Below are 26,125 nucleotides of genomic sequence, written 5' to 3' on the forward strand. Positions count from 1 at the left end.
TGGAAAGAGAAAGGAGAACCTCATATGTCCCACACAACCGGTAAACAGCGCCGTACCTGGAAGGAGCGGGCGCTTTCCCTGCTTTTGGCCGCCGCCATGGTGGCGGGGCTTGTGCCCGCGCTGACGCAGCCTGCCTCGGCGGAGCACTGGGCCGACCCCTATTTGGACCAGATGGTGAACTGGGGCGTCATGCGGGCGGATCAGACCTCCGACCCGGATGCCGCGCTCACCCGCGCGGAGTTTATGGCCATTGTCAACCGGGCCTACGGCTATACCGAAACCGGGCCCATCCCCTTTACTGATGTAGCGACCACCGACTGGTTCTATGATGATGTGTCCATCGCCTATACCGCCGGGTACATGGCGGGCACCTCTGAGGCCACCGCCTCCCCCAACGCTACCCTCACCAGGGAGCAGGCGGTGTGCATCCTGGGGCGCAACATGATGCTGGCGGAGACGCCGGGCGAGAGCCTGGCCTTTTCCGACAGCCGGGATGTGAGCGACTGGGCCCGGGGCATTGTCAAAACCGCCGTGGACAACTATATTATCTCCGGCTATACAGACAACACCTTCCACCCCCTGGCCCCCATCTCCAGAGGACAGATGGCCGCGCTCATTGCCCAGTGCGTGGGCAATCCCATCCAGCAAAGCGGCTCCTATGAGATGGGCGGCGTGTTCGGCAATGTCACCATCACCTCCCCCGACGTCACCCTGCGCAATACCACCATCAGCGGAGACCTGTATGTCTCCGGCGGCGTGGGCCTGGGCGGCATCAGGCTGGAAAATGTGAATGTGCTGGGGCGGATTATCGTCAGCGGCACCGGCGAGAGCGAGGGCGGCGACGCCAGCGTGGTCATGCGCAACGTAACCGCCGGAGAGATGCTGGTGGACAACATGCGCAACAAGACGGTCACCATCCGGGCGGACGGCATTACCGATATCGCCAAGACCACTGTGCGCACCTCCGCCTATCTGGAGGACAACAACACCGACGACAAGGGACTGATGCGCATTGAGGTGGACGGCGAGCCCGGCACCCATCTGTCTCTGGCCGGACGTATCAAGGAAGTTGTAAACAAAAATCCCGACTCCACCATCCAGGTGGCCAAGGGCACTGTGGCCAAGCTCACCGTGGACGAGGCGGCCACCAACTCCCTGGTTCAGCTGGACCGGAACACCTGGGTCAAGGAGATGAACCTGGACGTGGCCACCAACGTCATTGGCGATGGCGCCATTGCCCAGCTCAACATCAACGCCCCCGGCTGCGTGGTCTCCATGCTGCCCGACAATATTTACATCCGTCCCGGCCTCACCGCCAACATCGCCGGTGTGGTGATGGACTCCCTGGCGGCGGAGGAGGGCTCCTCCGACCCGCGCCTGCTGGCCGGCTATCCGGCGGCCAAGGACATTGCCCCCACCGGCCTGCGGGCGGATTTCTCCGGCAATAAGAAGGGCACCATCTACTGGGCTGTCAGCAGCATTACCGACGGCTCCATTGGGGAGGAGGACCTGATCTCCCCGCCCTCCTACGGCTCCAAGGCGGTGCGCAACGGCTCCGTGGCCGCCCCCGCCGGCGACACCGTGGTCAACGCCCAGATTACCGGCTTGACAGTGGGCGGCTCCTACTACCTGTCCGCCGTGCTGGTGGACGACCAGGGCAGGCGCAGCCCGGTGAAGGTGACCTCCTTCACCACCCCGGACAACACCGTGCCCGCCTTTGGCCAGAACTACCCCTATATGTCCTTTGTGGGCAAGGAAAATCCCAGCGATGGCTATATCACCGCGCAGGTCGCCGTGCTGGCCACCAAGAACTGCCAGATGTACTACGCCGTTTTGCCCGAGGGAGCGGCGGCGCCCACTGAGAACGAGCTGAAATCCGCCGCCGTCAGCGGCAACCTGGGCTACGGCATTGTGGAGCTGGAGAAGAATGTGGCCCGGACCGACGATCTGGCGATTATTGTCAGCCGCCGCCTGGAGGAGCAGAAGAACTACGTGCTGTACCTGTGGCTCACCGACGTGGACGGCACCAACAGCTCCGCCATCACCTCCCTGCCCTTTACCACCCCGGATGTGACCCCGCCTGAGTTTGTGGTGCATCCCCATGTAAATGGTCAGGCCCAGGCCACCTCTGTTCCCATGGCGGCCACCCTGAAAGAGAACGGCACCATCTACTGGGTAGTGGTAGAGTCGGGCACCTCCTATCCCAAGCCGAATCCCAACAGCCAGGACGGCAGCGACAACTCGGAAGACGGCAAGACGGCCAATCTGGACAGCGACTATGCCAAGCTCCAGGTAGCCAATGGCATGAACGCCTTCCGCAGCGGCCGGGTGAACGCCACGGCGAATACCGAGGTTGCCATCAATATCACCGGCCTGGAGGCGGAGAAGTCCTATGACCTGTACTATCTGGCCCAGGACACCGCCGGGAACTACTCTGTTCAGGTCTACAAGCTGGAGGGCGGTATCCGCACGCTGGATAACAACCCGCCCACCGTGCGCCAGTTCTTCACCAAGTATGACGGCCAGGACAACACCCAAAACCCCATGCAGGACACTGATATCGTGCTGGAGTTCAGCGAAAACGTCTGCTTCACCAGCGCGGGCGGACGGGACATCCTGTCCTTGTACGAGGACGCGCGGACAGGCACGGAAGAGGACCAGAACAAGTTTATTCAGGCCCTGCGAAGCAGCATCACCTTTAAGGTGTGGATATACGGCATGGATACCGTGGCGGATATCAAGGGCGACGATGGAGTTGGCGAAAACTGGGTGATTGACTATTCCGTAGAGAATATCAATGTATCCAATGTTAACGGCAGGATTCAGCTCAAGTTCCTCAGTGACGGCCTTCAGTTGAAGGGCGGCGGTATCTACAGCTTTGAGATCACCGGGATTGAGGATATGAGCGGCCACGCCATTGATCCTTCTACGGTGGACTATCAGCCGGAGTCGGTGAGCAAGGGCCACAGCGTACCCATTTTCACGGTGGTGTTCGCCCGGATCAGGCTGACAGGTGACTTCCAGCTGCCTGAAAATCAGATTCCGGAGGGAATCAAGGCCCTGAATACAGACGGGGCCAGCACCGGAACCTACGGCGTGGACTTCAAGTTCCGCATGATGCCGGAGGAGACCGACACTGTCGCGGACGGCATGGCCTATGACCTGCTGCTGTGGAGCGACACAAATATGGAGTACGACCTGTACTACCGGGCGGTTACCATTGACAAGGACCAGACGGTTACCGTGCTGACGCATAAGGAAGAGGACGGAAAGTTTGCCTACGGCATGCCCAACATGAGCGCGGCGGAGGATAAGAGCGGCTGGGTTCTGCTGGGCAGCAGCGGCTTGTATTACCCCCTCCCCGGTCAGTTGGCCGGGATGAGCCTGCACAGCAAATTCAATGGCTGTTCCCAGACCATCCCCTTCCCCGATTTGAACACGCTGCGTTCCGAGACGCCGGATGGGCAGACCGTCTACTACGACTTTGTGGTCTCCATCCGCCGGATTGGAAGCCTGACAGATCCTGACACCTGGAGCGGCGACATCAACTTCTACGTGGATGTTGCGGCGGGCAACTCCTCCGACCTGTACAGGCTGGCCAGCAACCTGACTGCGGCAAGGTGGGATCAGTTCCTGGACAACGGCCTGAACAACGGGGGCGGCGAGTCCATCGGCTCTACGCAGAACCAGGAGGACCCCCGGCGGCTGCACCTGTGGATCAACCGTGAGGACTCTGTCCAGCCTAAATTTGCGGACGATTTCCCCTCCTTTGAGATGGATGAGAACTCCGTGACCATGAACCTGACCCTGACCCGGCCCGGCACGGTGTACTACGCCATTGGCTATGCGGATGGGCTGGGCAACGAACCGGCGGACACCTCCTTGTGGAACCCCTCCATCCGCACGATTACAGAGCAGAATCAGCGGATCAGGCCAGAGCAGGTCCCTGAGAGCGGACGGGACCGGGATACTATGGATATGCCGGTGCTGTTGAACCCGCTGAAGGGTGACATCCAAAACCCGAACTGGGCGGAGGGCAGCTCGATCATCCCGCCCGGCAGTCTGGAATACCGGGGCGTGGCCAGCGCTACGGTGGAGATTGAAAACCTGGCCCCCAACCGGACCTACTATGTCTACTTTGTCATCAGAGGGGCCGGAATGGAGCCCTCTGAGGTGGAGATTTACAAGTTTAAGACCGATCCGGTGGCCCGGCCCGAGATTTCCATAGTCGGCCAGCCGCCAACGGTGACGGAGCCCGGACGGGCGGGGCTGTCCACGGATATAGGCTCGGAGCTGACTTATAAGATTTATTCGGAATCCTCTATCCGTGAGCTCCCGTATATGAAGGACACCGACCTGCTCAGCAGTTATCTGTATCCCGGCCGCACCCTGCCTGCTGCCTATAAGAATTACACCGTTTATGATGCATTGAAGGAAATCTACACCTACCGGAAGGCGTCGAATGAGGGGAATGATACCTCCGGCTACTTCCCGACAGACGGTTCGGGCAACCCGGAGCGGTTCAACAAGCGGTACTCCGTGTTTGATATCTATGCCAATGAGACGATAAAGGACGATATCCTGGAGTGGCTGGAGCGAGATGAGGCGTCAGGGCCGGCCACCCAGGGCGGACCGGAGCACATTAACGCCAACGCCTGGCTGTACAGTGACCGCGTGCTCCAGGCCGACCAGACCTACTATGTGATTTCCATGGCACGAAAGGACCCGGAGGATGCCAGCATGACCAACACCACCACCGGGATTCGCTACTCCTTTATGGGCAACGAAATCAAGCTGAGCGACCAGAACCCGCCCCAGCTGATTAACGCCACAGGCAGCTTTACGGTTGCCAAGGATGCTAATGATGCGAATGTTGTGACAGGAGGATCGATTACCCTTACCTTCAACAAGGAACTATATTTCCTTAATGGCGGTACAGACGCTGATGGTAACCCGACAATAGCTAAAGTTGAGAAAAGCGACCTGCAATCCATATTTAATCCCTCCATTGGCGTTAATTGGACTGCCAATACACACAATATCCAAACCTCTCAAGCCGGCTACTCCACAATCACCCTTCCGTTGAGTGGTCCCACCGTTTCCATTGGCATCAGCAACGGCTGGCTGATTAACTCCAGCAACGTTGCGGGATCGGAAGGTATGCAGATTGTACACTCGAGCAGGTGGCCGGACACGACCACCGCCACAACGACCCAGGGCACCTACTATCTGAACGTTTTCTGGGGCTCGACGATCAACGTGGGCAACGAGGCCAGCGCCGGCTGGACCATCCAGGGCATGGGCCCGGGGATTCCGGCGCCCACCACCCGCACCGCCATCCCCCAGGCCCAGGGCGCCAGCACCACCTTTAGCGTGAGCAGCAACAACACGGTGGACGGAACCAGCACCATCCGCTTCAATGCCCCGCTGTACCTGGGCGGAAGCGAACCGGCTACCCTCCAAGAGTTGCTGAACGCGGCCAACGTGATCGGCGGTATCGACACAAGGAATAGCAGTCTGGTCAACAGCGCCAACGGCGCCACGCTGACCCTCAAGCTGTCTGGCAAGGTGGATGACGTGGCCCTGAACATCCCCGCCGGCAAGCTGACTAACTCCGCGGGCGAACCGGCAGCCAACGGGCTGAGCATTAAGGTTCAGCAGCGGACTGAGAACTCTCTGGCGACATTCAAGAACTTCTACACAGATATTTCTTGGGGTAGTCAAACTTGGACAAGTGCAGGACGCAATAGTTGATCCCGGCACGGGAGCGAGCCCCGGCTCGCTCCCGTATCCCTATCCCACCTGAAAAAGGAGTGTTTAATATGCGGAAAACCTTTGTCCAGTGCTGTCTGGCCCTGCTTTTGGCTCCGGTTCTGGTATGTATGCTTACTGGCACAATCGCGCTTGCGGCGTCTGGGGCCAATCTTACTGCTGCCAGATCCGGCAGCGGCGCGTCCGGGGGCAATACCAGCACCACTACGCCTGATACAGCCAGGAGGCTGCGGATTGAAGTAATCGGCGACGCGGAAGCCACATTGAAATATGGTGAAGAAAAGCGGCTGGCAGTCAAGGTCTACACAAAGCTTGGCGAAAACGGCAGCGAGAGAGACGTGACCCGTGATACCTCCTACTTCTGGTCCAGCAGCGACAGCAGCAAGGTGTATATCCCCATAAATACCGTAGGCGGCGTCAGGGTTGTTGGCGTAGGAGAAGACCCGGCGGATAATCAGATTGAAGTTACAGTCGCGGCCACATATGGGGGCATTACAGAGACAGAAACCTTTACGATTACGGTTGTGGACGACCGCCATGTGCGGATCGAGGAGCGCACCGCCGCAGTGGAGCAGGTGTACCTTACCGCGGGCACCTCAAAAAATTTGATGGCCTATGTTTCCAAAAACGGAAGCAAGGAGACAGGCACTGATATCGCCTGGACCAGCAGCGACCCTTCTGTTGTCAGGGTGGAAGCGAATACGGACGGCTCTGTCGCCACGCTGATTCCGGCCGCCGACATTACAGAGGAGAAAACGGTAACAATTACCGCCTCCTCCGACGACGCGGACCCGGCAGCAGTGACCTGTATCATCAGCCCCAACCCCACCACCGATCCGGACGACCCGGACGACCCCAATAAGCCTCCGGCCGGGGATACCCTCCCGGAGGGGAATGTGATTAAGGGGATTACCATTGAAAATCCCAAGCCCAGCGGCACAAATGAGACGTATGTCATGAATCCGGGCTCGGTGACCATGCAGATGAAGGTGACCATTGAGTATTCGGATAAGAGAACGGAACAAAAAGAAGTGATGTGGAACAGAAACGGCAAGGCCATTGCCCAATTTTCCATACAGGGCCAGACCTATGATATCGAAGTTGCCCTCAGCAGCGACAAAAAGGAGGTTGCCAGCACAAGTGAGCTGAAACTGATAGCCTCCAAGCCTGGCGAGGCTGTGATTACCGCCAAAGTGGCGGACGGAAAAGGCGGCTGGCTGAGTGACACAGCCGAGCTCAAGGTGACCGTAAGCGGCTATGAGCTGCTGAAAGATGAGGTTACGATTGAGGAAAACCAGAGCATTGATCCGGTGGAGGAGGGGATTGTCAAGGCCTACGGCAGCGCCAGCACCGGCCAGCTGACCTACTGGTCTGATGACTCCCTGATCGCCACCTACATCAACGGCGCCATTGTGGGTACTACCCCGGGCACCACCCAATTTACCGTCAGCGCCGGCAGCGCCTCCTTCCGGGGCACCTTTAAGGTCACCGTAATCTCCGACCCCAACGCCACCATTGAGGAGGGCCCCATCAAAAATACCGACATACTGAAGTTCAGCACCCTGCTCACAAAAATCCGGCGGCAGGCCGGCGGCAACCTGTCCCACATCACCGGCCTGAACGTAGACCCCAGCCAGGGCACGCTCTACTATAAGTATGTCTCCGAATCGGTTACCGGCTCGGGCGTGGGCTCCGGGAACTACTATCACCCCAGCCGGAGCGGCGGGGTTCCCTCCGGGCAGAGGTCCATTGCGGACATCACCTTTGTCCCCAAATCGGACTACCTGGGCGGCCAGGTGACCATCAGCTACACCGCCGTGTCTGAAGACGGCAAGAACTACTCCTGTAAAATCCTGGTCACCGTGACCTCGGAGAGCGGGTCCGCCGCCGGGATTACCTGCACCACCGATTACAACACCCCCATCAAGTTCAGCAGCGACGAGTTTAACCGGGTTTGCCGGGAGCGGCTGGGGATTAACCTGAGCTACGTGGTCTTTTCCCAGCCCCCGGAGCGCCAGGGTATGCTGTACACCAACTACTCCGGCTCCGGGAACTACGGCAGCGTGGTGGATATCCGCCGCCAGTACACCCTGAAAGAGCTGGACGACGTCTGGTTTGTCCCCGCCCCGGGCTACAGCGGCTCGGTTACTGTCTATTACACCGCCTACGGCGTGGGCGCGAATGGCGGCTCCTACTCCGGTCAGGTGAATATCACCGTGAATCCGGAGGGCAGCGTGGAGATCGGCGGACTGGTCTACGACGTGTTCCAGGGCGGCGTGGCCCACTTTGATGATGAGCACTTTAACAGCTACTGTCGGGACGTTCTCTATGAGGAGAACCGCTATGACCGGCAGACGCTCAGCTACATCCGCTTCGATTCCCTGCCCGCCGAGAGCCAGGGCGTGCTGTATTACGACTACCGCTCCTCCACCAGCAGCGGCAGCCGGGCCAATACCGGAACCAGCTACTACTACGGCGTCCGCAACCCCCGCATTGACCGGCTGGCCTTTGTTCCGGCGGCGGACTTTACCGGCACCCTGCGCCTCCCCTTCACCGGCTGGACTGCCGACGGCACCCGCTTTACCGGCAATGTGGAAATCAATGTCCGCAGCGGCTCCGGCGGCGCCTCCGGGGATATTTATTACAACTGCCAGCCCGGACGAACCGTCAGTTTCCGGAGCAGCGATTTTACCAGCCTGAGCCAGGCCCAAGCCGGCCGTACCCTGGACTATATCGTGTTCCAGAGCCTGCCTGACTCCATGGAGGGCTCGCTGTACTATGGCAGCACACGGATTACCACCGTGGGCTCCCGGTATCAGAACAACAATATCAGCCGGCTGTCCTTCCGGGCCTCCACCAGCTTTTCCGGGCTGGTGAATATCCCCTTTGAGGGCCGCGCCGCCAACGGCGTAACCTTCCAGGGAGTGGTGACCATTGGCTCCGACAGCTCCGGGAGCAGTAATTGGAGCAATATCCGCTATACGGCGGACTCCAAGACCCCGGCGGTCTTTGCACGGAATGACTTTGACGCCTTCTCCCGGTGGGAGACCGGCAGAGATATCAGCGCTGTTCGCTTTACGATCCCCTCCTCCGGCCAGGGCACGCTGTACCGCAGCTACCGGTCCAGCTCCAGCCCCGGCACCCGGATTACCTCCTCCAATACCTCCATTACCGCCAGCGATTTGGACCGGGTGGCCTTTGTCCCCGTCTCCGGCTACACCGGAACGGTCTATATCGACTTTACCGCCACAGCCGCCAGCAGCGGCGGAAGCTTTACCGGAACGGTGGAGATTGAGGTGGGCCTGCCCCCGGCGGACGTCACGGCCCGGTACTCCACACGGACGCAGCCGGTGTATTTCTACTCTGGCGATCTGGCCCGGAGCCATTACACCCTCAGCTCTGTCCAGTTTAACGGCCTGCCTGCCGCCAGCGAGGGGTATCTGTACTACCAGTACACCAGTCCCACCCGCTATGGCCAGCTGGCCGGGACCAACATTGCCTACCGGCCCAGCGGCAGTTATCAGATCTCCGAGCTGGCCTTTGTGCCCCGGGCGGGCTTTACCGGAACGGTGACCATCCCCTACACTGGCACAAATTCCAATGGCTCCACCTTCGCGGGAGAGGTCATCATCACCGTCTCGCCCACCTACAGCTCCGCCTATTTCAGCGACATGGCGGGCTACAGCAACGCCCAGCGGGCGGCAGTGGACTTCCTCTACGACCACAATATCACCCAGGGCATGACTACCACCCAGTATGGGCCGGAGAGCTCCATCCGCCGGGGAGACTTTGCCCGGATGCTGTATCAGGCCTTTGAGCTCAGTCCCAGCGGCACCTACGGGGCCTTCCGGGATGTATCCAGCAGCGCCTACTACGCCGAGGCGGTGAATACCCTGTATAACCGGGGGATCGTCAGCGGGATCGGCAACGGCCTGTATGCCCCCGACAGCACCCTCACACGTCAGGACGCCATCTGTATGGTACAGCGGGCCATGAAGGCGGTGGGCTGGACCGCCAACGACGGCTATGCCAGCGCCCTGTTCGGATACGGCGACAGCGGCAGTGTCTCCGGCTACGCCCAGGGGGCTATGTCCTTCGCGGTTCAGCGGGGCTATCTGCCCACCAGCGGCAGCTGGCTCAACCCCACCCAGCCGCTGACCAGAGTAGACATGGCTGAGATTATCCACCGTGTATTGACCTATTAAAGCAAAAAATCACCCCGGCTAATGGCGGCCGGGGTGATTTTTATTAAAACCGGTGTACCCATCCCGACAGGAACCACACAGGGGCCAGCCAGGTGAGCATATAGATAAGCAGGTTCAGGGGGGACAGGGAGGTATAAGCCCCCACAGAGGTGAGGTAGGCGGCCAGAGCCATCCCCAGCAGGGAGGCGGCGCAGCACAGCGCGGCCCCCAGACGGGTGGCCCAGCGCAGGCGCTTGGCGGCGGTGATGGCCTCAGCAAAAGGGAGCAGGCCCTCCCGGCACAGCAGGGCAGTGAGCACGCCATCGTGCTCCTGGTCCGGGTTGGACAGCTCCCGGCGGCGTTCCACGCCGGGGAAGGCCATCTTATCTGCCGCCAGCTTGAACCGCTGCTGGAGCATGGCGGGGATCAGGTTAAAATCCCGTGTGGCCAGCACCGGCTCCATCTTCTCCAGCATCAGGGACTCCAGGGCTGGGAAGACGGTGTCGGGCAGGGTGTAGCTGAGGGCAAAAATACCGGCCAGCTTGCCGTCAATGGCGCAGAAAACGGCGTTTTTCACGTTCAGCCCCTGGGGCAGGCGGACCTTCATCAGCTTCATAAAGGCGGCGGAGCCCACCAGCACCTGGTCGCCCCGGATGTTGGCGGACAGGCCGCCCCCCTCATGGAACTGGAGGCTGCCGGCGTTGCGCATCAGTCCGCCCATAGAGCGCAGCTGGTTGTGGAACAGGGTGGTCAGCCCGCTGCCCGAGTCCCGGATGAGGGTTGCGGTGTAGGCCACCACCCGCTCGGCGGGGAAGTCAGACATCACCTTGAAGCCGTTGAGCTCCACATAGCCCGGGGGGAAGAGGTCGCCATCGGTGATGAGGACGCAGCACCCGCCCCGGGAGGCGGCAATCCCGGACCAGCCGGCCAGGGCGGCCCCGTCGGCGGCCAGGCGGCGGGCTGTCTTGTGAAAGGCGCGCCCGTAGGCCAGCGCGCCGCCAAAGGCGGAGGTGGCGGTGAACATGGCGGACAGAGCCCAGATAAGCCGCTCAGGATGGTCCGCCCCGGTGGAGGCCATCAGGGCGAAGACCAGGTTGCCAATGACCAGCAGGGGGCAGAAGCGGCGGAAGATGCGCTGAGCGCCGTCGTCAGTCTGGACCTGGCTGCCAAAGCCCTCCTGGGTGCCTGACCATTTGGCGTAGGTGTCCTTGTCATTCCACTTTTCCGGGTCCAGAGTGATGCGGTAGGGGGAGGCGGAGGCGGCGGCGGTGCGGCAGGACAGCCGCAGAGCACAGCGCTTGTGGTAGGAGCCGTGGAGCAGGAAGAACAGTCCCGCCAGGCACACCAGCGTGTAGGGCAGGCGCTGGACCTCCTCCTGGGACAGGGTCAGCAGTACCCCGTCGGCCAGGGTGAAGATACAGGCCAGGGCGGCCAGGGTGTCCATGCCGGTTTTCAGCCAGAGGGCCCGGGCCAGGCCGGTGAGCAGTACGTCCATGGCCAGCAATACGCCCGCTCCCAGCAGTCCGGTGGAGATCAGACACTGGAGCCTGGGCTGGTCCAGCGGCTCCGGCCAGGCGAGCCCCGTCAAAGGGGCCATGGTCTGGGCCAGAGCCAGAACGGCCAGCAGAAAGACCAGCAGCACACGGGTGCGCATCCACTTCAACCCCTTGCCGTACTGACGGGCCAGGTCGCCGGGGGCCACATCCGGAGGAGGCGGCTCCTGACGTCTGGGCGGGGGCCGCCACCGGCGGACACGGTCCTCCTCATCCGCCTCCCGGTCGGTGCCGGGAATCAGACGCTCCAGGCGGCGGACCTCCGCTTTATCAATGGACTCGTCCTCCTCAAACATGTGCTCGGCGTAGTCGTCCGCCATCTGGTTCAGGTCCCGGACAAGGGTGGACAGAGCGCCGCGCTTTCGGGGGAGGGGAGTGATGTTGGATTCATCCGCCTGGGGAGCGGGGGGCTCCGGAGGCAATTCCTCAGGCGGCTCCTCGGGCGGTTCCTGGGAAGGTTCCTCCTTCTCTTCCGGCTTGCGGACGCCGGGAAAGGCCACCACCTTGCCCTGGGGAATGGGGGCCTCCCCCCGAGAGGACTGGGACGGGCGGCCATACTCGGCCATGATGTCATCCAGGGAGAAGTCCCCCCCGTCGGCGTCCCCGATCAGCGATTTGATGTCGATCAGCTCACCGTTATTCTGTTGTTTGTCTCGGTCGCTCATGAGCGGGGCTCCTTTAGGGTGTAGGATTACTCAAAAGCCCCCTCTGCGAAGGGAGGGGGACCGCCGCCGAAGGCGGTGGTGGAGGGTTTTCTTCTTGCGCTTTTAGAAAACCCCCAGTCAGCTTTGCTGGCAGCCCCCTTTGTGAAGGGGGCTTTTTCCCGCAGAAGACGAGGACTATCCGCCCGTGCGCTGGCGTACCGCTTCATACAGCAGCACAGCGGCGGCGGCGGAGGCGTTGAGGGAATTGATCTTGCCGAACATGGGGATGGATACGGTGAAATCGCAGTTTTCCTCCACCAGACGGCCCAGGCCGGAGCCCTCGCTGCCTATGACAATGGCGGCGGGTCCCTTTAAATCGGCCGTGTACAGCGGGGTGGACCCCTCCATAGCCGCGCCGAAGACCCAGACCCCCTCCTCCTTCAGCTCCTTGAGCAGGGCAGGCAGGTTGGGCACCCGGGCCACCGGCACATGGGCCACCGCCCCGGCGGAGGTTTTGCCCACAATGGCCGTCAGCCCGGCGGAGCGGCGCTTGGGGATAATAACCCCGTGGGCTCCGGCGGCGTCGGCGGTGCGGATGACCGCCCCCAGGTTGTGGGGGTCGCTGAGCTCGTCGCACACCACGATCAGGGGGGCCTCCCCCTTCTCCCGGGCGGCATTGAGAATGTCGTCCACGCTGGCGTACTCCCGGACGGCGGCCTGGGCGATCACCCCCTGGTGGGAGTGGGTGCGGCTCATGCTGTCCAGCTTGCGCCGGTCGGCGTCCACCACCACAATGCCCTTCTCCCGGGCGGAGGAGGCGATGTGGCCCAGGGTGGCGTCAGTCTCACCCCGGGCAATAAAAATCTTATCAATGGTCACCCCGGCCCGCAGGGCCTCAATAACCGCGTTGCGGCCCTCGATAATGCCGTCGTTCTCCTGCTCCACAGGGGCGGAGCGGCGCAGAGGGGGGCGTTTGTTCATAAGCGTACAGTCCTTCCGTATCGAATCACATACAAAACATAGTGTATCACATTTTCCCGCCGGTGGGAAGTGGAAATTTGACAGCCTCCGGCAAAAAACGGGTCACAGAAAATTCACCGGAAGTTTACAAGGGATTTTCTTGTTTTTACTTCCCAACTGTGGTATGATACCCTTTGATCTATTGCAAAAAACGCGAAAAATGGAGGTACGCTCCTTTGAAACCAGATAAAGGAAATAACAAAAAGAACGCCTTTGGCCTGATTTCGCTGATTTTATGGGCGCTGATGCTGACGCTGCTCTTCCGCAGCTGCACCAGCAGCTACAACAGCTCCAATCAGGTCCAGGTGCCTTACTCCACCTTCCGCCAGTGGGTGGTGGCCGACCTGGTGGAGTCGGTCAAAATCGAAAGCAGCCTGTTCACCATTACCCTGAAAGAGGGGGTGGAGGAGGAGGCCAAGGCCTATATTCCGGAGGACGACAAGGCTCAGCAGAGCAACAATATGTTCGCCTGGATGCCCATCCAGAACGACCGGGAGACCGAGTATGTCACCACCCCGCTGCCCATTGCCGACCTGGAGCTGGAGAGCCTGTTGGACGACCACAACGTCCGCCACTGGACCCCTGCGGTGGATAACTCCTCCCAGATTCTCTATCTGCTCATTACCACTGTGCTGCCCATTGTGATTATGGTGGGAGCCATGGTCTTCCTCATGCGGGGCATTGGCGGCAAGGGGGGCATGGGCGGTATCGGCGGCGTGGGCAAGGCCAACGCCAAGGTCTATGTGGAAAAGAAGACCGGCGTTACCTTCCGGGACGTGGCCGGTCAGGACGAGGCCAAGGAGTCTCTGGAGGAGATTATTGATATCCTCCATAACCCCCAGAAGTACACCGAAATCGGCGCTAAGCTGCCCAAGGGCGCGCTGCTGGTGGGCCCTCCGGGCACCGGCAAGACCCTTCTCGCCAAGGCCGTGGCCGGAGAGGCGGGGGTGCCCTTCTTCTCCATCAGCGGCTCTGACTTTGTGGAGATGTTTGTAGGCGTGGGCGCGTCCCGTGTCCGGGACCTGTTCAAAGAGGCCAGTAAAATGGCCCCCTGCATCATCTTTATTGATGAGATCGACACCATTGGCAAATCCCGTGACAACCGCATGGGGGGCAACGACGAACGGGAACAGACCCTGAACCAGCTGCTGGCTGAGCTGGACGGCTTCGACCCCGGCAAGGGGGTCATTGTCCTGGGGGCCACCAACCGGCCCGAGGTGCTGGACAAGGCCCTCCTCCGCCCGGGACGGTTCGACCGGCGGATCACCATCGACCGGCCCAATCTGGCGGGCCGCCTGTCCACCCTCCAGGTCCACACCCGGAAGATCAAGCTGGCCGAGGATGTGGATTTGAAGAAAATTGCCCTGGCCACCGCCGGTACCGTGGGCGCCGACCTGGCCAATCTGGTGAACGAGGCCGCACTCCGGGCCGTCCGCCACGGCCGCCGGGCCGTCAACCAGGAGGACCTGCTGGCCTCCTTCGAGTTTGTCATTGCCGGAAGCGAGAAGAAAAACTCCGTCCTCACTGAGTTTGAGCGCAAGCTGGTGGCCTACCACGAGGTGGGCCACGCCATGGTGGCCTACAAGCAGAAAAACGCCGAGCCGGTGCAGAAAATCACCATTGTCCCCCACACCGAGGGCTCTTTGGGCTACACCCTCCTTATGCCCGAGGAGGACAAAACCAACCTGCGCACCCGGGAGGAGCTGATGGCCAAAATCGCCGTCTCCATGGGCGGCCGGGCCGCCGAGGAGGTGGTGATGGACACCATGACCAACGGCGCGTCTCAGGACATTCAGGAGGCCACCAACATTGCCCGCAACATGGTGGCCATGTACGGCATGAGCGAGGAATTTGGCATGATGGCCTTGGGCTCTGTCCGCAACCAGTATCTGGAGGGCGGCTACGGCCTGGACTGTGCTCAGGACACCGCCGCTGTGATGGATAAGGCCGTGAAGGCCATCCTGGATGTGTGCTACAAAGACGCAGTGGAGGTCATCCGGGCCAACCGGGAGGATATGGACAAGGTGGTGGCCTATCTGCTGGAGAAGGAAACCATCACCGGCGGCGAGATGGTGGCCATCATTGAGGGCCGGGACCCCACCACCGTGGAGGACGCCTACGCCTCCACCCGCAAGGCAGTGCCCGGGGACATTGAGCCCCCTGCCAAGTCCATCCACATTATCAGCGAGGAGATCAAGCCCCCCGCCCTGGAGGAGCCCCCCGCCGAACCGAAGGAGCCCCCCGAGGATGAGGAGGAACCCGTCCCGGCGGAACAGCCCCAGTCGGATGGGGATGAAAAGTCCGAATGATGCGAAAGCGCCGCCCTTATGGGCGGCGCTTTCTCTGTCAAACTGTGTTCAGGCAGGCGGTCAGGCACTTTTGAAAGTCCTGCTCAGCCTCAGAGAGGTATTTCCAGACCGCATATAACGCTCCTGCATACTGATGGTTCATCCCGTCCAGCCCCAGGGCCATAATGTGGATCGCCGACAGCCCGTCTGAAATCCGCTGGACGAATTCCTCCAATTCTATCAAACTGCGCCGATTCAGATTTTGACCGGCTTTTGTGTCACTTTATATGGGCATATCAAACCGCATGGGCAATTTACGCCCTTAACAGCAGCGGCTGGAGCTGCTTTCCCTCCAGGGCCGCCTGGGCGGCGTCAGCTACCTGAGAGAAGTCGGATACCAGGGAAGTGGGCTTTTTCTCAAAATCGTCCTGGCCAAAGGGGACAAAGTAGATGTATTTTCTGGGCAGAAGGGTGCCAATACTGGCCGCCGAGGCTGCCAGGCCATCGTTGGTGGAGGGTGCGATGAGCAGCGGCTTGCAGTTGCGCAGGTGGGCTTTGGCTGCCATGGTGACGCTGGTGTCCGTCACCCCCGCCGCCAGCTTGCCCAGGGTGTTCCCTGTGCAGGGAGCGATAATCAGCAGGTCAAGCAGCTTTTGAGGGCCAATGGGCTCCGCGCCTTTCACAGTGCAGATGACCCGATGGTCACAGATGCGCTCCATCTCCCGCATCAGGTCATGGGCTTTGCCAAAGCGGGTGTCCGTACTGGCCGTGATTTCGGACACAATGGGTACCACCCGTTCAAACCGGGCCTTGACCTGTTCCAGCGCCTCCATCGCCTTAGCGTGGGTACAAAAAGATCCGCATACGGCGAATCCAACGGTTTTATCTTCCAAAGAAAGCAGTCCTTTCCAATATGAGATGAGAAAAATGGGGTGAGGATTCTTTTTTAAAAAGAATCCTCTGTGTCAAAATCCAATTTCCCGCAGCATGTTATAAATCGTACTCTTGATGGCCGCCCCGGCGGTGATGGGGGCCACCTTGCCCGGGAGGGAGAGAGCCCAGATGACGGTGAGGCCCAACTCACCCGCCGCCCCCAGGTCCACGCCTCCCGGCTTGGAGGCCAGATCCAGAATGAGGCAGTCGGCTTTGACATCCTCCAGCTCCTCCCGGCCCAGTATCTGAACGGGAACCGTGTTAACAATCAAATCATAGCCGCACAGCCAGCCCTTCAACTGGGCCAGATGCTCTCCACCAAAGCCCATAGCCTGGGCCCAGGCCAGCTGGTCATACTTTCGGGCGGCTACGCTCACCCGGGCGCCCAGGGCCTGGAAGCGCTGGGCGGTCAGCCGTCCCACCCGCCCAAAGCCGATAATCAGAACCTTGGAGCCGTGGATGGTAATGGGCAGATGCTCCATAGCCAGCTGGATGGCTCCTTCCGCTGTGGGGAGCGCATTAGCGATGGGACACAGTTTTTGCATAATCAAACTCTCAGCCGATAGCGGCTCTGGCCCGGCAGCAGAAGTCATTCATACAGCTAACGGCGGTGGCTCTTGGAATCTTCAGAAACCGTGCGGCCTCACGAAGCGCAAAGCCATCCACCAGGAGCCGAATGATTTTCACTTCCCTTGGCGTAGCCATACTTGCGACCTGTTCCAGAAGGACCTTGCCCTCAATTTGCCGCTCGGTATCTTGCCTGGGGTCTGTAAGCGGACTGCCGGCATCAGCCAGCCCCACAGTCACGCCGCAACGTTTCGCACGGGCATGATACTCACCCTCCCGAAGAACGGAATCCTTCATAGCCCGGAACGCCATAGCCTTGAACGCTACTCCGGCAGGAGGATTGCGGAAATACTGCTGCACAGCGGAGAGATAACCAAAGATTATGATGTCATAAAAATCATCCATCGGGAGACGTTTGCAGCGAAGGTAATCAATGACCATATCGTGGTGTTGCTCCGCAAACTCCCGTTCCTCCTGTGTCATAGGGCGCAAGGCCCTCATGTTTATCACTCCAATCAGTTAGTAAAATAGAGGGAACCCTTTGCGGCACAAGGGATTCCCTCAAAGATAGGTTTGCTTAATCCACCTCCAGCGGCAGGCAGACGATACGGCCATCCATGCCCCAGAACATCTCCGGGGTGTAGAATTGTTCCCGGTACTGCTCAATCTGCTCCGAGGTCAGACTGGTAAAGTGGTCACTGTCCGGCGGAGCGTTGCACAGGAAGAACGTACCGCACACAATATCACATAACTGCCCGTTCTTGTCCCGCAGCCCACGGTTTGCCGGAAGGTCCAGCAATTTGCCCTCGTCATTGCAGACCAGCACGACAGAGTTCTCCAAGTAAATGGGTTGAATTAACCCACCCACGATACCCTGCATAGAGTTCAGAGAATCGTCGATTTCCTTCTCTTCCGGCCTCTGCTCAGGTTCAACTACTAAGACACGCATAGCAACTCTCCCTTCCCCATTCTTAGCTGGCCTGTGCCAGTTCCGGCACCATCTGGGCAGCGTTCACGATCTCCATGAACTGCCGACCGAACGCCTTCGCCTGGGCCGTTTCCTCCGGGCTGAGAGTGCTGACCGTCTGGAAGTTGAACAGGGCGTAGGGCTTGCCCTGTTTGCTGGTGGCCTTCTCCAAGGTGATCTTCGTGACCACGCTGGAGATCGGCGTCAGGGTGCTCAGGAGGCGGGTGGAATACTTCAGGAAACGGGGTTTGCTGGTCACGGGGACACGCACCAGCAGAGGGATAATGCTGTTGGGCCGCAGAAGGAACAGGAGCACCGATTCCTTACACGCTTTGGCGTTGCTGTCCCCGTCCTTGGAACCGAAGTCATTGTAGGGACAGTGCGCACAGGCTTTCCCATCGTGGGAAATGATGCTGTTCTGGCTCATACAAACAGGCGGCGTACCCTCCACCGGATCGGGCGTATCCCAATAGGCCCGGGGCGTGGTGTAGTCCAGCACAATGCCCGTCAGTTCCATGGCGGCTTCGTTTCCCGCCAGCCCCGGCACCTCAAACACCGTAGCCCCACCGGACGGAGATTTGACCACATCAAACAGGTCGAGGGTCAGCGGCTGGCTCTTCAAGTTAGCCCGGATGATGTCCAGGGCGTTGCTGGTCAGGGCCAGATAGGTGGAATCCACCGGGGCCAAAGAGTTTTCCGGCGCAGAGGTAACAGTGATAGCCTGATTTCCAGTGGGCTGCTGCAACTCCTGCACCTTGCCGCTCATACGGCCTTTGAGTCTTGCGTTATCCATGATTGACCTCCATTCAGCTTGCCGACTTGATGGTAAAGCGGCGGTACGATGTCTTGTTGATGTACTTCTTATAGAGAGTGGGATGCTCGGCTTTTAAGGTCTTGCTGTCAAGCCGCTCCTGGGCCACGCTCTTCCAAGTCACGATACGACCTCCGGCAGTCCCTACCTCGTTCTCACCCAGCATCTCCTTCAGCAGATTTTCGGCCTTCTGCTTTCGCTCTGTGACAATCTCCAACTGTGCACAGGTTTCATCGTACTGCGAAAGAAGATCAGCGGCGATGTCCGGCAGGGCGATGTGAGACTTGGGGATACTGTCATGAAAGCGGTCAGCAAGGAATTTGGCGGTTGCATTGGAGTCATCCAGCGGCGGGGGTGTGCAATCCTGCACATGATTCCAGAAATCGGTTTCCAGCTCAATGAGCATAGAAATCAATTCCTCGTCCCGTTCCACGAACTTCCAGCGGAAGGTATTGCCGCCAATGAGAACGGCGATATAGGCCCCGGCATAGCCAGTCACCGCCATGTAGTGCTGAATCTGGCACATATACTCGTCAGGAATCGTATCTTCCCATTCCCCAGCCTTGTAAGCGGAGGCTGTCTTAGCCTCGAAAATATAGGTGCCATAATCCGGGACTTCACAGATACCGTCCAGATTTGCCAGCATGAAGGGATATTCCTCGCTCTGGAGCAATTCACTCTTGTGGCTGACCTCAATTCCGGTGCGCTTGGTGAACTCAGCCCGGACGAACGGTTCAAGCTGCGTCCCCCAGTAGGCAGCTTCCCCAGTCTTTTGGGACGGGAGCTGACCCGTCTTATCCAGCCACAGCTCCACAGAGGATTTATAGCGGTTGATGCCACAGACCACAGAAGCGTCCGAGCCGCCGATGCCCTGCTTCCGATACTCCAGCCAGTCAGCATAGGGCATATTCTCGGTAGAAACAAGGATTTTTGCAGACATTTTGACAGCCCTCCTTTATGCCGCTTCCAGCACCATCTTATACGCCTTGTCGATCATGGGGTTGCCCTCCACGGTGCGCAGGAACAGGTTTTCGTTGTAGTTCTTGGTCTTGCGGATAGGGTCGGCGTGGGTGGCAAAGTCGCTGATGGCATTGACGAAGCGGTAGCCGTTCTTCCCTACGTTAGAGAGATCGGGAGCCTCCCAGTACCGGGCCTTCATGTTGTTCAGCAACCTCATATTGTTCTTACGCTGAACGTCAGGCATATCCGGGGTAACGGGGAAGAACTCAGCCATGAACTCCATGACCTTCTTATCGGTCAGCTTGATCCTGGACAGGGTATCAATGCCCCGGCCCAGCTCGCCCATGTACTTCTCGGCCAGTCCCAACGTCTCTTCTGCCTCATGGACACGGCTCATGACGTTCTCGGTGTGCTTGGTAGTCCAGATACGCTTTGCACTGTTCAGAGCCAGATTCAAGGTATTCTGGCAGACAACCCGGATAGGGGTCATGGCGACCTTGATACCGGAGCTGCCATCGTGGGAGTTCATCACCACCAGATAGGGAGCGATCTCGTCCCCAGCAATGATGTAGCGGTGGGGCATCCGGGCCAGCATCCAGACCTTGCGGCCACCCTGCAAGGCCCCGGCAGTCTCGTAGGTCACGCCAGCGCCCAGCAGATCGTCGGTAAACTGGAAAGCGTCCTCGTTCTGGACAACCTTGTAGCGGTCAGAGACGATACCCAGGGCGGCGTTGTCGATGCTGCGGAGATTGACCTTGTAGCCGGAGATTCGGGAGCCATTCTCGGTGTAGACATCCTTCTGGATGACCTCCCAATCCAAGCCAGCGTAGATCAGGGCGTCGGCGGAGGTAGGAGCCTCCTGCACCTTAGTACCCAGGCCGTGCCAGGGTTTCTCTCGGACATAGAACATGGTTTCGATGTTCGCGGACATTATAAATCCCTCCTAAATATGAAATGAGGCCCCGGGGAATTACCCCGAGGCCTTCGTAGCTATAGTATATATTTGAAAAACAGGTGGGATCAAATGAAAAAACTACTTTCATCTGAATTGTTTACAAAGAGTACGGAACTACATTGCAGCCGACAGAGCAACCAACTCGTCCACAATCTGGAGCAGCAGTTCTTCCATAGATCGCAGGTTTTTGGTATGCTCCGCGCAGCCGCTGTCCACCTCAGCCAGAGCCTGGTCAATTTTCTCCAACTGCGGCTCATAGAACCGAGTCAGAAAATCGTTGACCGACTTTTCATAGACGGCTTTTATTTTGATCTCCTGATCGCGGAGTTCGTTGAGCCACTTGTAGTAGTTTGCCAGTTGTTCCTGACTCCGGGCAGCGGCGGCGTCCTCTGATGTCTTGCCTGAGAAAAGATGGATGATTACCCGTATTGCTGCTACAATAACGGACATAGGAACAGGGACCGGAATCGGAATCGGTGCAATATCTATGATAAAAGAGGCAATTTGTGCCAAATCTCCAATGGCAGAATCGTTGTCATTCTGGGTAATTTGACCTGTTTCACCTGAACTTTCTGGCCTGTAATCCGGCATGGCCTCCAGCTTGATTTCGTTCTGGAGAACAATATGCTCCTGTTCGGCCGCTTCTTTCAGCAGGGTATTCAGCGTTTCGCTGATTCGCCGGTCTACGCCCTCTACCGGCTGTCCTCTGGTCACGGCGGCTTTTACATCTTCCAGGATCGCTTCAATTTTTCTCAGGCCGTCGGCCATAAGGCGTTCGTGCAGGCGCTGGCGAGAGGCAAGCAGGGCTTCCCGGTTCTTGGCCATGTCCTGCTTTTCACCATAGATTGGGTCTATCTGGTATTGTTTGATGGCTTCACGCAAACTATTCTGAAGGTTGGTAAGGGGCGTTTGCAGCATGTAAACGGCTTCCGATTGACGAATAGCACCGTTGAGGGCATTGCACAGAGAAGGAAGACCGGAGAAAGAGTGAAGGGGTTCACGTCCTGCCGCTTCATACGCAACCAGAGCGTTAACGGGAAAAATGCCTAAAAAATGTTTCAGTTTCCCGGCAATCTGCATTTGATTACGGCGGCCCTGGACCTCCAGATTAGAGGCTACCTTTTCCCTTACCGTCCGGATAGAGGACTGCTCCGGCACAGAGATATTGGGATCCTCGCTGCCGTCTGCATTCTTTTGGTTTATGATAATGGCAAGGGGCTTTCCCTTTTTCAAGATATCCACAATCGCCTGATAAACTGCCACATTGTCGAAGGTATCCGCATTGTCCATAACGAAGAGAATGACATCGCTTTGAAGAATTTCATGTTCAGCAATCGCGGTGTGTTCGGTATGAGCGTCAATACCCGGTGTGTCGATCAGTGTGTACCCCTCCCAAGGTACCGTTTGGATTTTATCCGTTGTGGGGACATCTCCGGTAGGCGCGATCTCTTTTTTGCACAGAGCGTTGATAAGCGTACTTTTTCCTGCGTTATATAACCCGTAAAACATGATAACAGGGGATTTTTTCTGTTCGGCATCTAACCGTGCGCTCTGTACATTCCGAGCGTGATCCGGCAAGCCTGACCGCTGTAAAATGGACTCCCCCTCCTGCAGCAGGCTTATAACGGTTTGCTTGTGGTTGTTAATTTGCATAGTTTCCATCTTTTCCCTCCGTCAGTTTGTAAACCGCAATTTTTCCAGCTCTCCAGCTAGCCTGACCAACTGCCCGTCCAACTGCCGGTAGCAGTCAGACAGCGGGGCAATACAAGCAGAAGCCATACGGTCAATCGTCTCGGATACATATCTGCGCACCTCCGGGCGGAGATTTTCTACCTGAGCGTCAAGAAAAGCGCTGAAATTATCTCCAGTGGCAATCTTTTCCGAACCAGAGACGTTTTTGTAGAATTTCTTGCTCTTATCGAAGAAGTACTGAATATGCTCCACCAAGCCCTTGGCGTCACGCTCTACCCGGCAGGTCACGGTCTGGCTCACATACTGAATCTGATACTCTGTGCTGTCAGCGGCTTGCGCGTCCAATTGGGGCAGCTCCAGCTCCAGAGATACCATCCCCAGCTTCTCCGTAAGAACCTTTGTACACGTTTCCGCAGTCAACCTGGAAATATCCTCCGACATCTCCCTGCTGACAACCTCTGCATCTCCCAGCAGTTTTCGGTCCCGCAGACTGCGGAACAGCTTGCTTAGGCTGATTGGGAACATCTGTTCAATCTCGGCGCAAACAGTGGCTTGCGCATTCTGGCACTCAGTCAGAATATGTTTTAAGTCCGCCTGCTTTTTTTCCAGTTCGCAGCGCAGTTGCCGGATGGTCAGAATGTTACCGTTGTCCGCCTCGTCCAATCCGGTCAGGCGGTCGATAAAGGCGCTGATCTCCGCCTTGGGGCGGCGCATTTTCAGTTCGATTGCTCTTTCGGACAGGATATCCCCCATTTGTACCAGAAATTGGTCCAGATTGCTATCCTTATATAGCTCCATATCCTGTTTTGCCGCAGCATCCCGGGCCAGCATAACGGAAAGGCTCAGGATGCGAGTATTTTCCAGGTTTTCGTTATTGTTAATCTCCTTCGCCTGTTCAGTTACATACCGCTCCTGAGCCTGCCGGTCCTTTGCTGGTTTGGGGATGCGCTTTCTGATAATTGAGCCGTCTTGCACTGTGTGCTTGAAGGTATCCGATTTCGTAATCGCCAGAATCACTGGTTTCCCCATCCGGAACAGCTCGGCCAGCATTTCACGCTCATCCTTTTTGAACGGGCTGCTGGAGGGCGTCAGGTAAATCACCAGGTCGGCGAACTGGATATACTCCTTAGCCAGATCGCCGTGCTCTGTGGTCAGGGAGTGCAGCCCCGGCGTATCCACCCAGGTCAAACCCTGGGCCAAGGTGTAGTGCTGGATGGTGGAGGTGGCCTCAACGGCGTTTTCCGCGAAGTGATCGATTTTGCGGACGCTGCGGTCCTCGCCGCTGGCCGCGCTGTAGTCCTCAATCTCGCAGTCGTGGGGAATATAGAGGTCTTCATAGGATGTGCCACGGAAACTCCAACCGCCCACAAAGTTTCCCAGAGAACTTTTTCCGGCGTTCACATCGGCAAATACCAGGGCCAGGATGCTCTTTTCATGCCGGTTGACAAATTCGGAGCGTTCTATCTGCCTGCGTACCATGTCCTGCCAGCCTCGAAGCTGAAGCTTGGCATGTTCCATCGTTTCACGGCAGAGGTCCTGGTACTCCCCCGCGCCTTTAGGTGGTTCCGGGACGGTAATGCCGGTTTCCAGCAGCATTAACATCTGCGCCTTGCGGTCCTCAATACAGGCGCGGTTTTCGTTGAGGAGACGGTAGGAGTTCCAAATATCCTCATAAAATTGGGTAAAGCTGTCTCGGATCAAATCACTCATTGGGATATCTCCTTCTCCAACGCAGCCAAATGTTCTAACGCCTCGCGCAGAGGCTTTTCGGCGGACCTTTGGGAATTGGCAATGCTGGCATCTGCGGCCTTGCGCATTTCCTGAAAACGTTTGTCAGTTTCTGATTTGAGTGTTTTTAGAAATGGATTCCAGTAATATGATGAAAGGCTATCCCGTGCTTCTTCTACTTGCTGCTTGAATGTATCTGAAATTTCCTTATAGATGTTGGAAGTTGCGTTATGCGTATATATTACGTACTTTGGCTTTTTTATCACAACTCCAAACAGGCCACGTTCCTCGTACCAGTTATCGTATTGGTTGACCTCGATACGGTCTTCATTCACATTAAGATACATACCGGGGGACCAATAATCCCCATTATCGGCAATCCTTGAAAGATCAGCATCTACTTCGGAGACATCGGGAGTGATTGCAATTTCCTCCACTGCTTGGATGTAAATGCCGTGCTGGCCAAGGCTTACCTGAAGTTCTTCTAACAGCTGATTTACTGTGCTGCAAAGCTTGAAGTACTCACTGTCGATCCCGGTTGTACCATAGTCTTGTCTGGCTTTCTGAAATATTTGTTTAATTGCTTTATGAGCATCGCTTACTCCGCGCTCAGCATATGAACGCATGTGATCTCTTGCCTGTCGTTTCAATGAGCTTCCATCTTTTCCCTCAAATGACTTATCTCTACCACTAAGGGAAAGCGACCCATATAAACTTACCCCAACATTGATTTTCTCTGTAAGCATCTCTTTCGTCCTGGAAAACATCGCTTTTATCTGATCCTGCTGCTTCCGGGCAGACAGATTTGCCATTCGTTCCAAACAGTAATCCTTGCAACGACCGACCTGCTTCAGAAGAGCCTTCCCCCGTGCATTCAATTCCGCTTCATGGGCCTGTCTCAACGTCTCCCCGGTTCCCGAAATCAATTCCGCCAAATGGGCCTGGAGTGGAGGAAGCGCACTGTGCTCTACCAGAAGAGGCTTGTCCTCAGCAATCCCTTTCTGATAAACGACGGAATCTACGCAAAAGATTGAGTCGGGCGCAAATCCGAGAATTTTTTCCAGATCGGCGGTGGTTTTATTCCGGATTACCGCTACCTGCTCCGGTTCAATCTGCCCGCAGTGGGTCAGGACATAGACCATCCGCTGCTTCAGACTGTCCGCTGTATAGTGATCCCGCAGTCTATTCAGCCAGACGGCCTCCACCTCGCCAATGCCTCCGTTTTGAGCACTGGACACGAAGATGATAAAATCCGCCGACTCATAAGCTGCCTGCGCCTCCTGGTCGTCCGAGCCCTCGGCGTTGAGCCCGGGGGTGTCGATGTAGACCGCGCCGCCAAATTCGGCCTGCGCAACAGCTTTCGTGGTGGGGACATCCCCGGTGGGGAACCTCTCCTCCCCACATAGCGCATTGAGCAGGGTGCTCTTTCCCGCATTGTAAATTCCGGTGCATACGATATTCGGGATATGACGGACCGGATTTGAAACAGCGGCCTGATATGCGTCCCAGGCTTTTTCCAAGCGCTGAATATCCTCTTGAGGAACTCCCGCTTTTTGCAGGATTTCTTTTTGCAATAACATTGTCTTTCCTCCCAATACGATTATTTGAAGATACCGGCAATTGCGGATAGCTTACATTTGTCGCAGACGGGACGAATTTCCAACTGCATTTGTTGTGGACTCATGACAACTCCACCCACCGCCTTTGTAAATCTTTTTCCGCACTTTATACAAGTAAACGTTCTCCAATCCAACATTTTCCTACTCCTTCAAATCAGTTTCCATTCCGCTGATGTCGATTACTTCTTTGTGTCTCAGCTCCAGGATTTTCTGGGGCTTGGGTGGGTCACCTCCCGCCGCTTTCCATCCAGCCACGAAAGCGATCCGCACCATGGCAAACAGAGCATTTTCTGCTTGGTCATACTCCCGGCGTTCCAAAAAATCACTGAACGCTTTTTCAAAGTCTACTTTCGTCATAATACCAGCCCGTTCTTATAAAAATGATTATATCATACTTATAAGTATGATATCAACATAAAATATTTGCCGCAA

At 57.8% G+C, this 26,125-nt stretch carries 17 protein-coding genes; 3 read left to right on the plus strand and 14 right to left on the minus strand.

What is annotated here, in order from left to right:
- The first annotated feature begins 24 nt into the window (after window positions 1-24).
- The gene (locus tag NFS22_RS08900; RefSeq protein ID WP_251317373.1) at window positions 25-5,754 is read left to right on the plus strand and encodes an S-layer homology domain-containing protein; all 5,730 of its coding nucleotides are present in this window, start codon (window positions 25-27) and stop codon (window positions 5,752-5,754) included.
- A gap of 68 nt (window positions 5,755-5,822) precedes the next feature.
- On the plus strand, window positions 5,823-9,977 hold the full coding sequence (locus tag NFS22_RS08905; RefSeq protein WP_251317374.1) for an S-layer homology domain-containing protein: 4,155 nt from the start codon (window positions 5,823-5,825) through the stop codon (window positions 9,975-9,977).
- A gap of 43 nt (window positions 9,978-10,020) precedes the next feature.
- On the opposite strand, the gene NFS22_RS08910 is transcribed toward NFS22_RS08905, so the two are convergent.
- Together NFS22_RS08910 and rlmB are read right to left on the minus strand one after the other, a co-directional pair.
- Window positions 10,021-12,174, minus strand: coding sequence for a hypothetical protein (locus tag NFS22_RS08910; protein WP_251317375.1), 2,154 nt, complete (start codon window positions 12,172-12,174; stop codon window positions 10,021-10,023).
- Between the two features lie 174 nt (window positions 12,175-12,348).
- Window positions 12,349-13,134, minus strand: a complete 786-nt coding sequence (gene rlmB, locus NFS22_RS08915) for a 23S rRNA (guanosine(2251)-2'-O)-methyltransferase RlmB (protein ID WP_251317376.1) — start codon at window positions 13,132-13,134, stop codon at window positions 12,349-12,351.
- 215 nt (window positions 13,135-13,349) lie between these two features.
- On the opposite strand from rlmB, the gene ftsH reads away from it, so the two are divergent.
- A complete protein-coding gene (gene ftsH / locus NFS22_RS08920) occupies window positions 13,350-15,482 on the plus strand; it encodes an ATP-dependent zinc metalloprotease FtsH (protein WP_251317377.1) in 2,133 nt (710 codons plus the stop codon).
- A gap of 37 nt (window positions 15,483-15,519) precedes the next feature.
- Here ftsH and NFS22_RS08925 read toward each other — a convergent pair whose 3' ends face one another.
- The 12 genes from NFS22_RS08925 to NFS22_RS08980 all read right to left on the minus strand — a co-directional run bounded on the left by NFS22_RS08925 (window position 15,520) and on the right by NFS22_RS08980 (window position 26,050).
- Entirely contained in the window at window positions 15,520-15,696 is a 177-nt protein-coding gene (locus NFS22_RS08925; protein ID WP_251317378.1) for a hypothetical protein, read from the minus strand.
- Window positions 15,697-15,775: 79 nt separating this feature from the next.
- Window positions 15,776-16,354: a dipicolinate synthase subunit B gene (locus tag NFS22_RS08930; RefSeq protein WP_251317380.1), complete on the minus strand. Its 579-nt coding sequence runs from the start codon at window positions 16,352-16,354 to the stop codon at window positions 15,776-15,778.
- A 72-nt stretch (window positions 16,355-16,426) separates the two neighbouring features.
- A complete protein-coding gene (locus NFS22_RS08935; protein ID WP_251317382.1) occupies window positions 16,427-16,939 on the minus strand; it encodes an NAD(P)-dependent oxidoreductase in 513 nt (170 codons plus the stop codon).
- Window positions 16,940-16,949: 10 nt separating this feature from the next.
- Window positions 16,950-17,444, minus strand: a complete 495-nt coding sequence (locus tag NFS22_RS08940; protein ID WP_251317383.1) for a hypothetical protein — start codon at window positions 17,442-17,444, stop codon at window positions 16,950-16,952.
- 94 nt (window positions 17,445-17,538) lie between these two features.
- The gene (locus NFS22_RS08945) at window positions 17,539-17,910 is read right to left on the minus strand and encodes a DUF3846 domain-containing protein (protein WP_251317384.1); all 372 of its coding nucleotides are present in this window, start codon (window positions 17,908-17,910) and stop codon (window positions 17,539-17,541) included.
- 22 nt (window positions 17,911-17,932) lie between these two features.
- Window positions 17,933-18,721, minus strand: coding sequence for a hypothetical protein (locus NFS22_RS08950; protein WP_251317385.1), 789 nt, complete (start codon window positions 18,719-18,721; stop codon window positions 17,933-17,935).
- Between the two features lie 13 nt (window positions 18,722-18,734).
- Window positions 18,735-19,679, minus strand: a complete 945-nt coding sequence (locus tag NFS22_RS08955; RefSeq protein ID WP_251317387.1) for a YqaJ viral recombinase family nuclease — start codon at window positions 19,677-19,679, stop codon at window positions 18,735-18,737.
- Between the two features lie 15 nt (window positions 19,680-19,694).
- Window positions 19,695-20,630 carry a DUF932 domain-containing protein gene (locus NFS22_RS08960; protein ID WP_251317388.1) on the minus strand — a complete coding sequence of 312 codons (936 nt, stop codon included), beginning with the start codon at window positions 20,628-20,630 and terminating at the stop codon, window positions 19,695-19,697.
- 138 nt (window positions 20,631-20,768) lie between these two features.
- Window positions 20,769-22,316, minus strand: a complete 1,548-nt coding sequence (locus tag NFS22_RS08965; RefSeq protein ID WP_251317389.1) for a GTPase — start codon at window positions 22,314-22,316, stop codon at window positions 20,769-20,771.
- A 12-nt stretch (window positions 22,317-22,328) separates the two neighbouring features.
- The gene (locus tag NFS22_RS08970) at window positions 22,329-24,056 is read right to left on the minus strand and encodes a dynamin family protein (protein WP_251317390.1); all 1,728 of its coding nucleotides are present in this window, start codon (window positions 24,054-24,056) and stop codon (window positions 22,329-22,331) included.
- The gene (locus NFS22_RS08975; protein WP_251317391.1) at window positions 24,053-25,654 is read right to left on the minus strand and encodes a dynamin family protein; all 1,602 of its coding nucleotides are present in this window, start codon (window positions 25,652-25,654) and stop codon (window positions 24,053-24,055) included. Before NFS22_RS08975 ends, NFS22_RS08970 begins: the two co-directional genes overlap by 4 nt.
- A gap of 180 nt (window positions 25,655-25,834) precedes the next feature.
- The gene (locus tag NFS22_RS08980; protein ID WP_251317392.1) at window positions 25,835-26,050 is read right to left on the minus strand and encodes a hypothetical protein; all 216 of its coding nucleotides are present in this window, start codon (window positions 26,048-26,050) and stop codon (window positions 25,835-25,837) included.
- Between the last annotated feature and the right edge of the window lie 75 nt (window positions 26,051-26,125).

Source organism: Flintibacter muris, from assembly GCF_943192995.1.
GTDB lineage: Bacteria > Bacillota > Clostridia > Oscillospirales > Oscillospiraceae > Lawsonibacter > Lawsonibacter muris.

What these genes read in the sequence shown, in the direction of transcription:
- NFS22_RS08945 (WP_251317384.1), bottom strand. Translation starts at nt 17,910, where the DNA reads ATGCGTGTCTTAGTAGTTGAACCTGAGCAGAGGCCGGAAGAGAAGGAA.
- NFS22_RS08940 (WP_251317383.1), bottom strand. Translation starts at nt 17,444, where the DNA reads ATGACACAGGAGGAACGGGAGTTTGCGGAGCAACACCACGATATGGTC.
- NFS22_RS08950 (WP_251317385.1), bottom strand. Translation starts at nt 18,721, where the DNA reads ATGGATAACGCAAGACTCAAAGGCCGTATGAGCGGCAAGGTGCAGGAG.
- NFS22_RS08905 (WP_251317374.1), top strand. Translation starts at nt 5,823, where the DNA reads ATGCGGAAAACCTTTGTCCAGTGCTGTCTGGCCCTGCTTTTGGCTCCG.
- NFS22_RS08975 (WP_251317391.1), bottom strand. Translation starts at nt 25,654, where the DNA reads ATGTTATTGCAAAAAGAAATCCTGCAAAAAGCGGGAGTTCCTCAAGAG.
- NFS22_RS08910 (WP_251317375.1), bottom strand. Translation starts at nt 12,174, where the DNA reads ATGAGCGACCGAGACAAACAACAGAATAACGGTGAGCTGATCGACATC.
- NFS22_RS08960 (WP_251317388.1), bottom strand. Translation starts at nt 20,630, where the DNA reads ATGTCCGCGAACATCGAAACCATGTTCTATGTCCGAGAGAAACCCTGG.
- NFS22_RS08935 (WP_251317382.1), bottom strand. Translation starts at nt 16,939, where the DNA reads ATGCAAAAACTGTGTCCCATCGCTAATGCGCTCCCCACAGCGGAAGGA.
- rlmB (WP_251317376.1), bottom strand. Translation starts at nt 13,134, where the DNA reads ATGAACAAACGCCCCCCTCTGCGCCGCTCCGCCCCTGTGGAGCAGGAG.
- NFS22_RS08900 (WP_251317373.1), top strand. Translation starts at nt 25, where the DNA reads ATGTCCCACACAACCGGTAAACAGCGCCGTACCTGGAAGGAGCGGGCG.
- NFS22_RS08965 (WP_251317389.1), bottom strand. Translation starts at nt 22,316, where the DNA reads ATGGAAACTATGCAAATTAACAACCACAAGCAAACCGTTATAAGCCTG.
- NFS22_RS08970 (WP_251317390.1), bottom strand. Translation starts at nt 24,056, where the DNA reads ATGAGTGATTTGATCCGAGACAGCTTTACCCAATTTTATGAGGATATT.
- NFS22_RS08955 (WP_251317387.1), bottom strand. Translation starts at nt 19,679, where the DNA reads ATGTCTGCAAAAATCCTTGTTTCTACCGAGAATATGCCCTATGCTGAC.
- NFS22_RS08980 (WP_251317392.1), bottom strand. Translation starts at nt 26,050, where the DNA reads ATGACGAAAGTAGACTTTGAAAAAGCGTTCAGTGATTTTTTGGAACGC.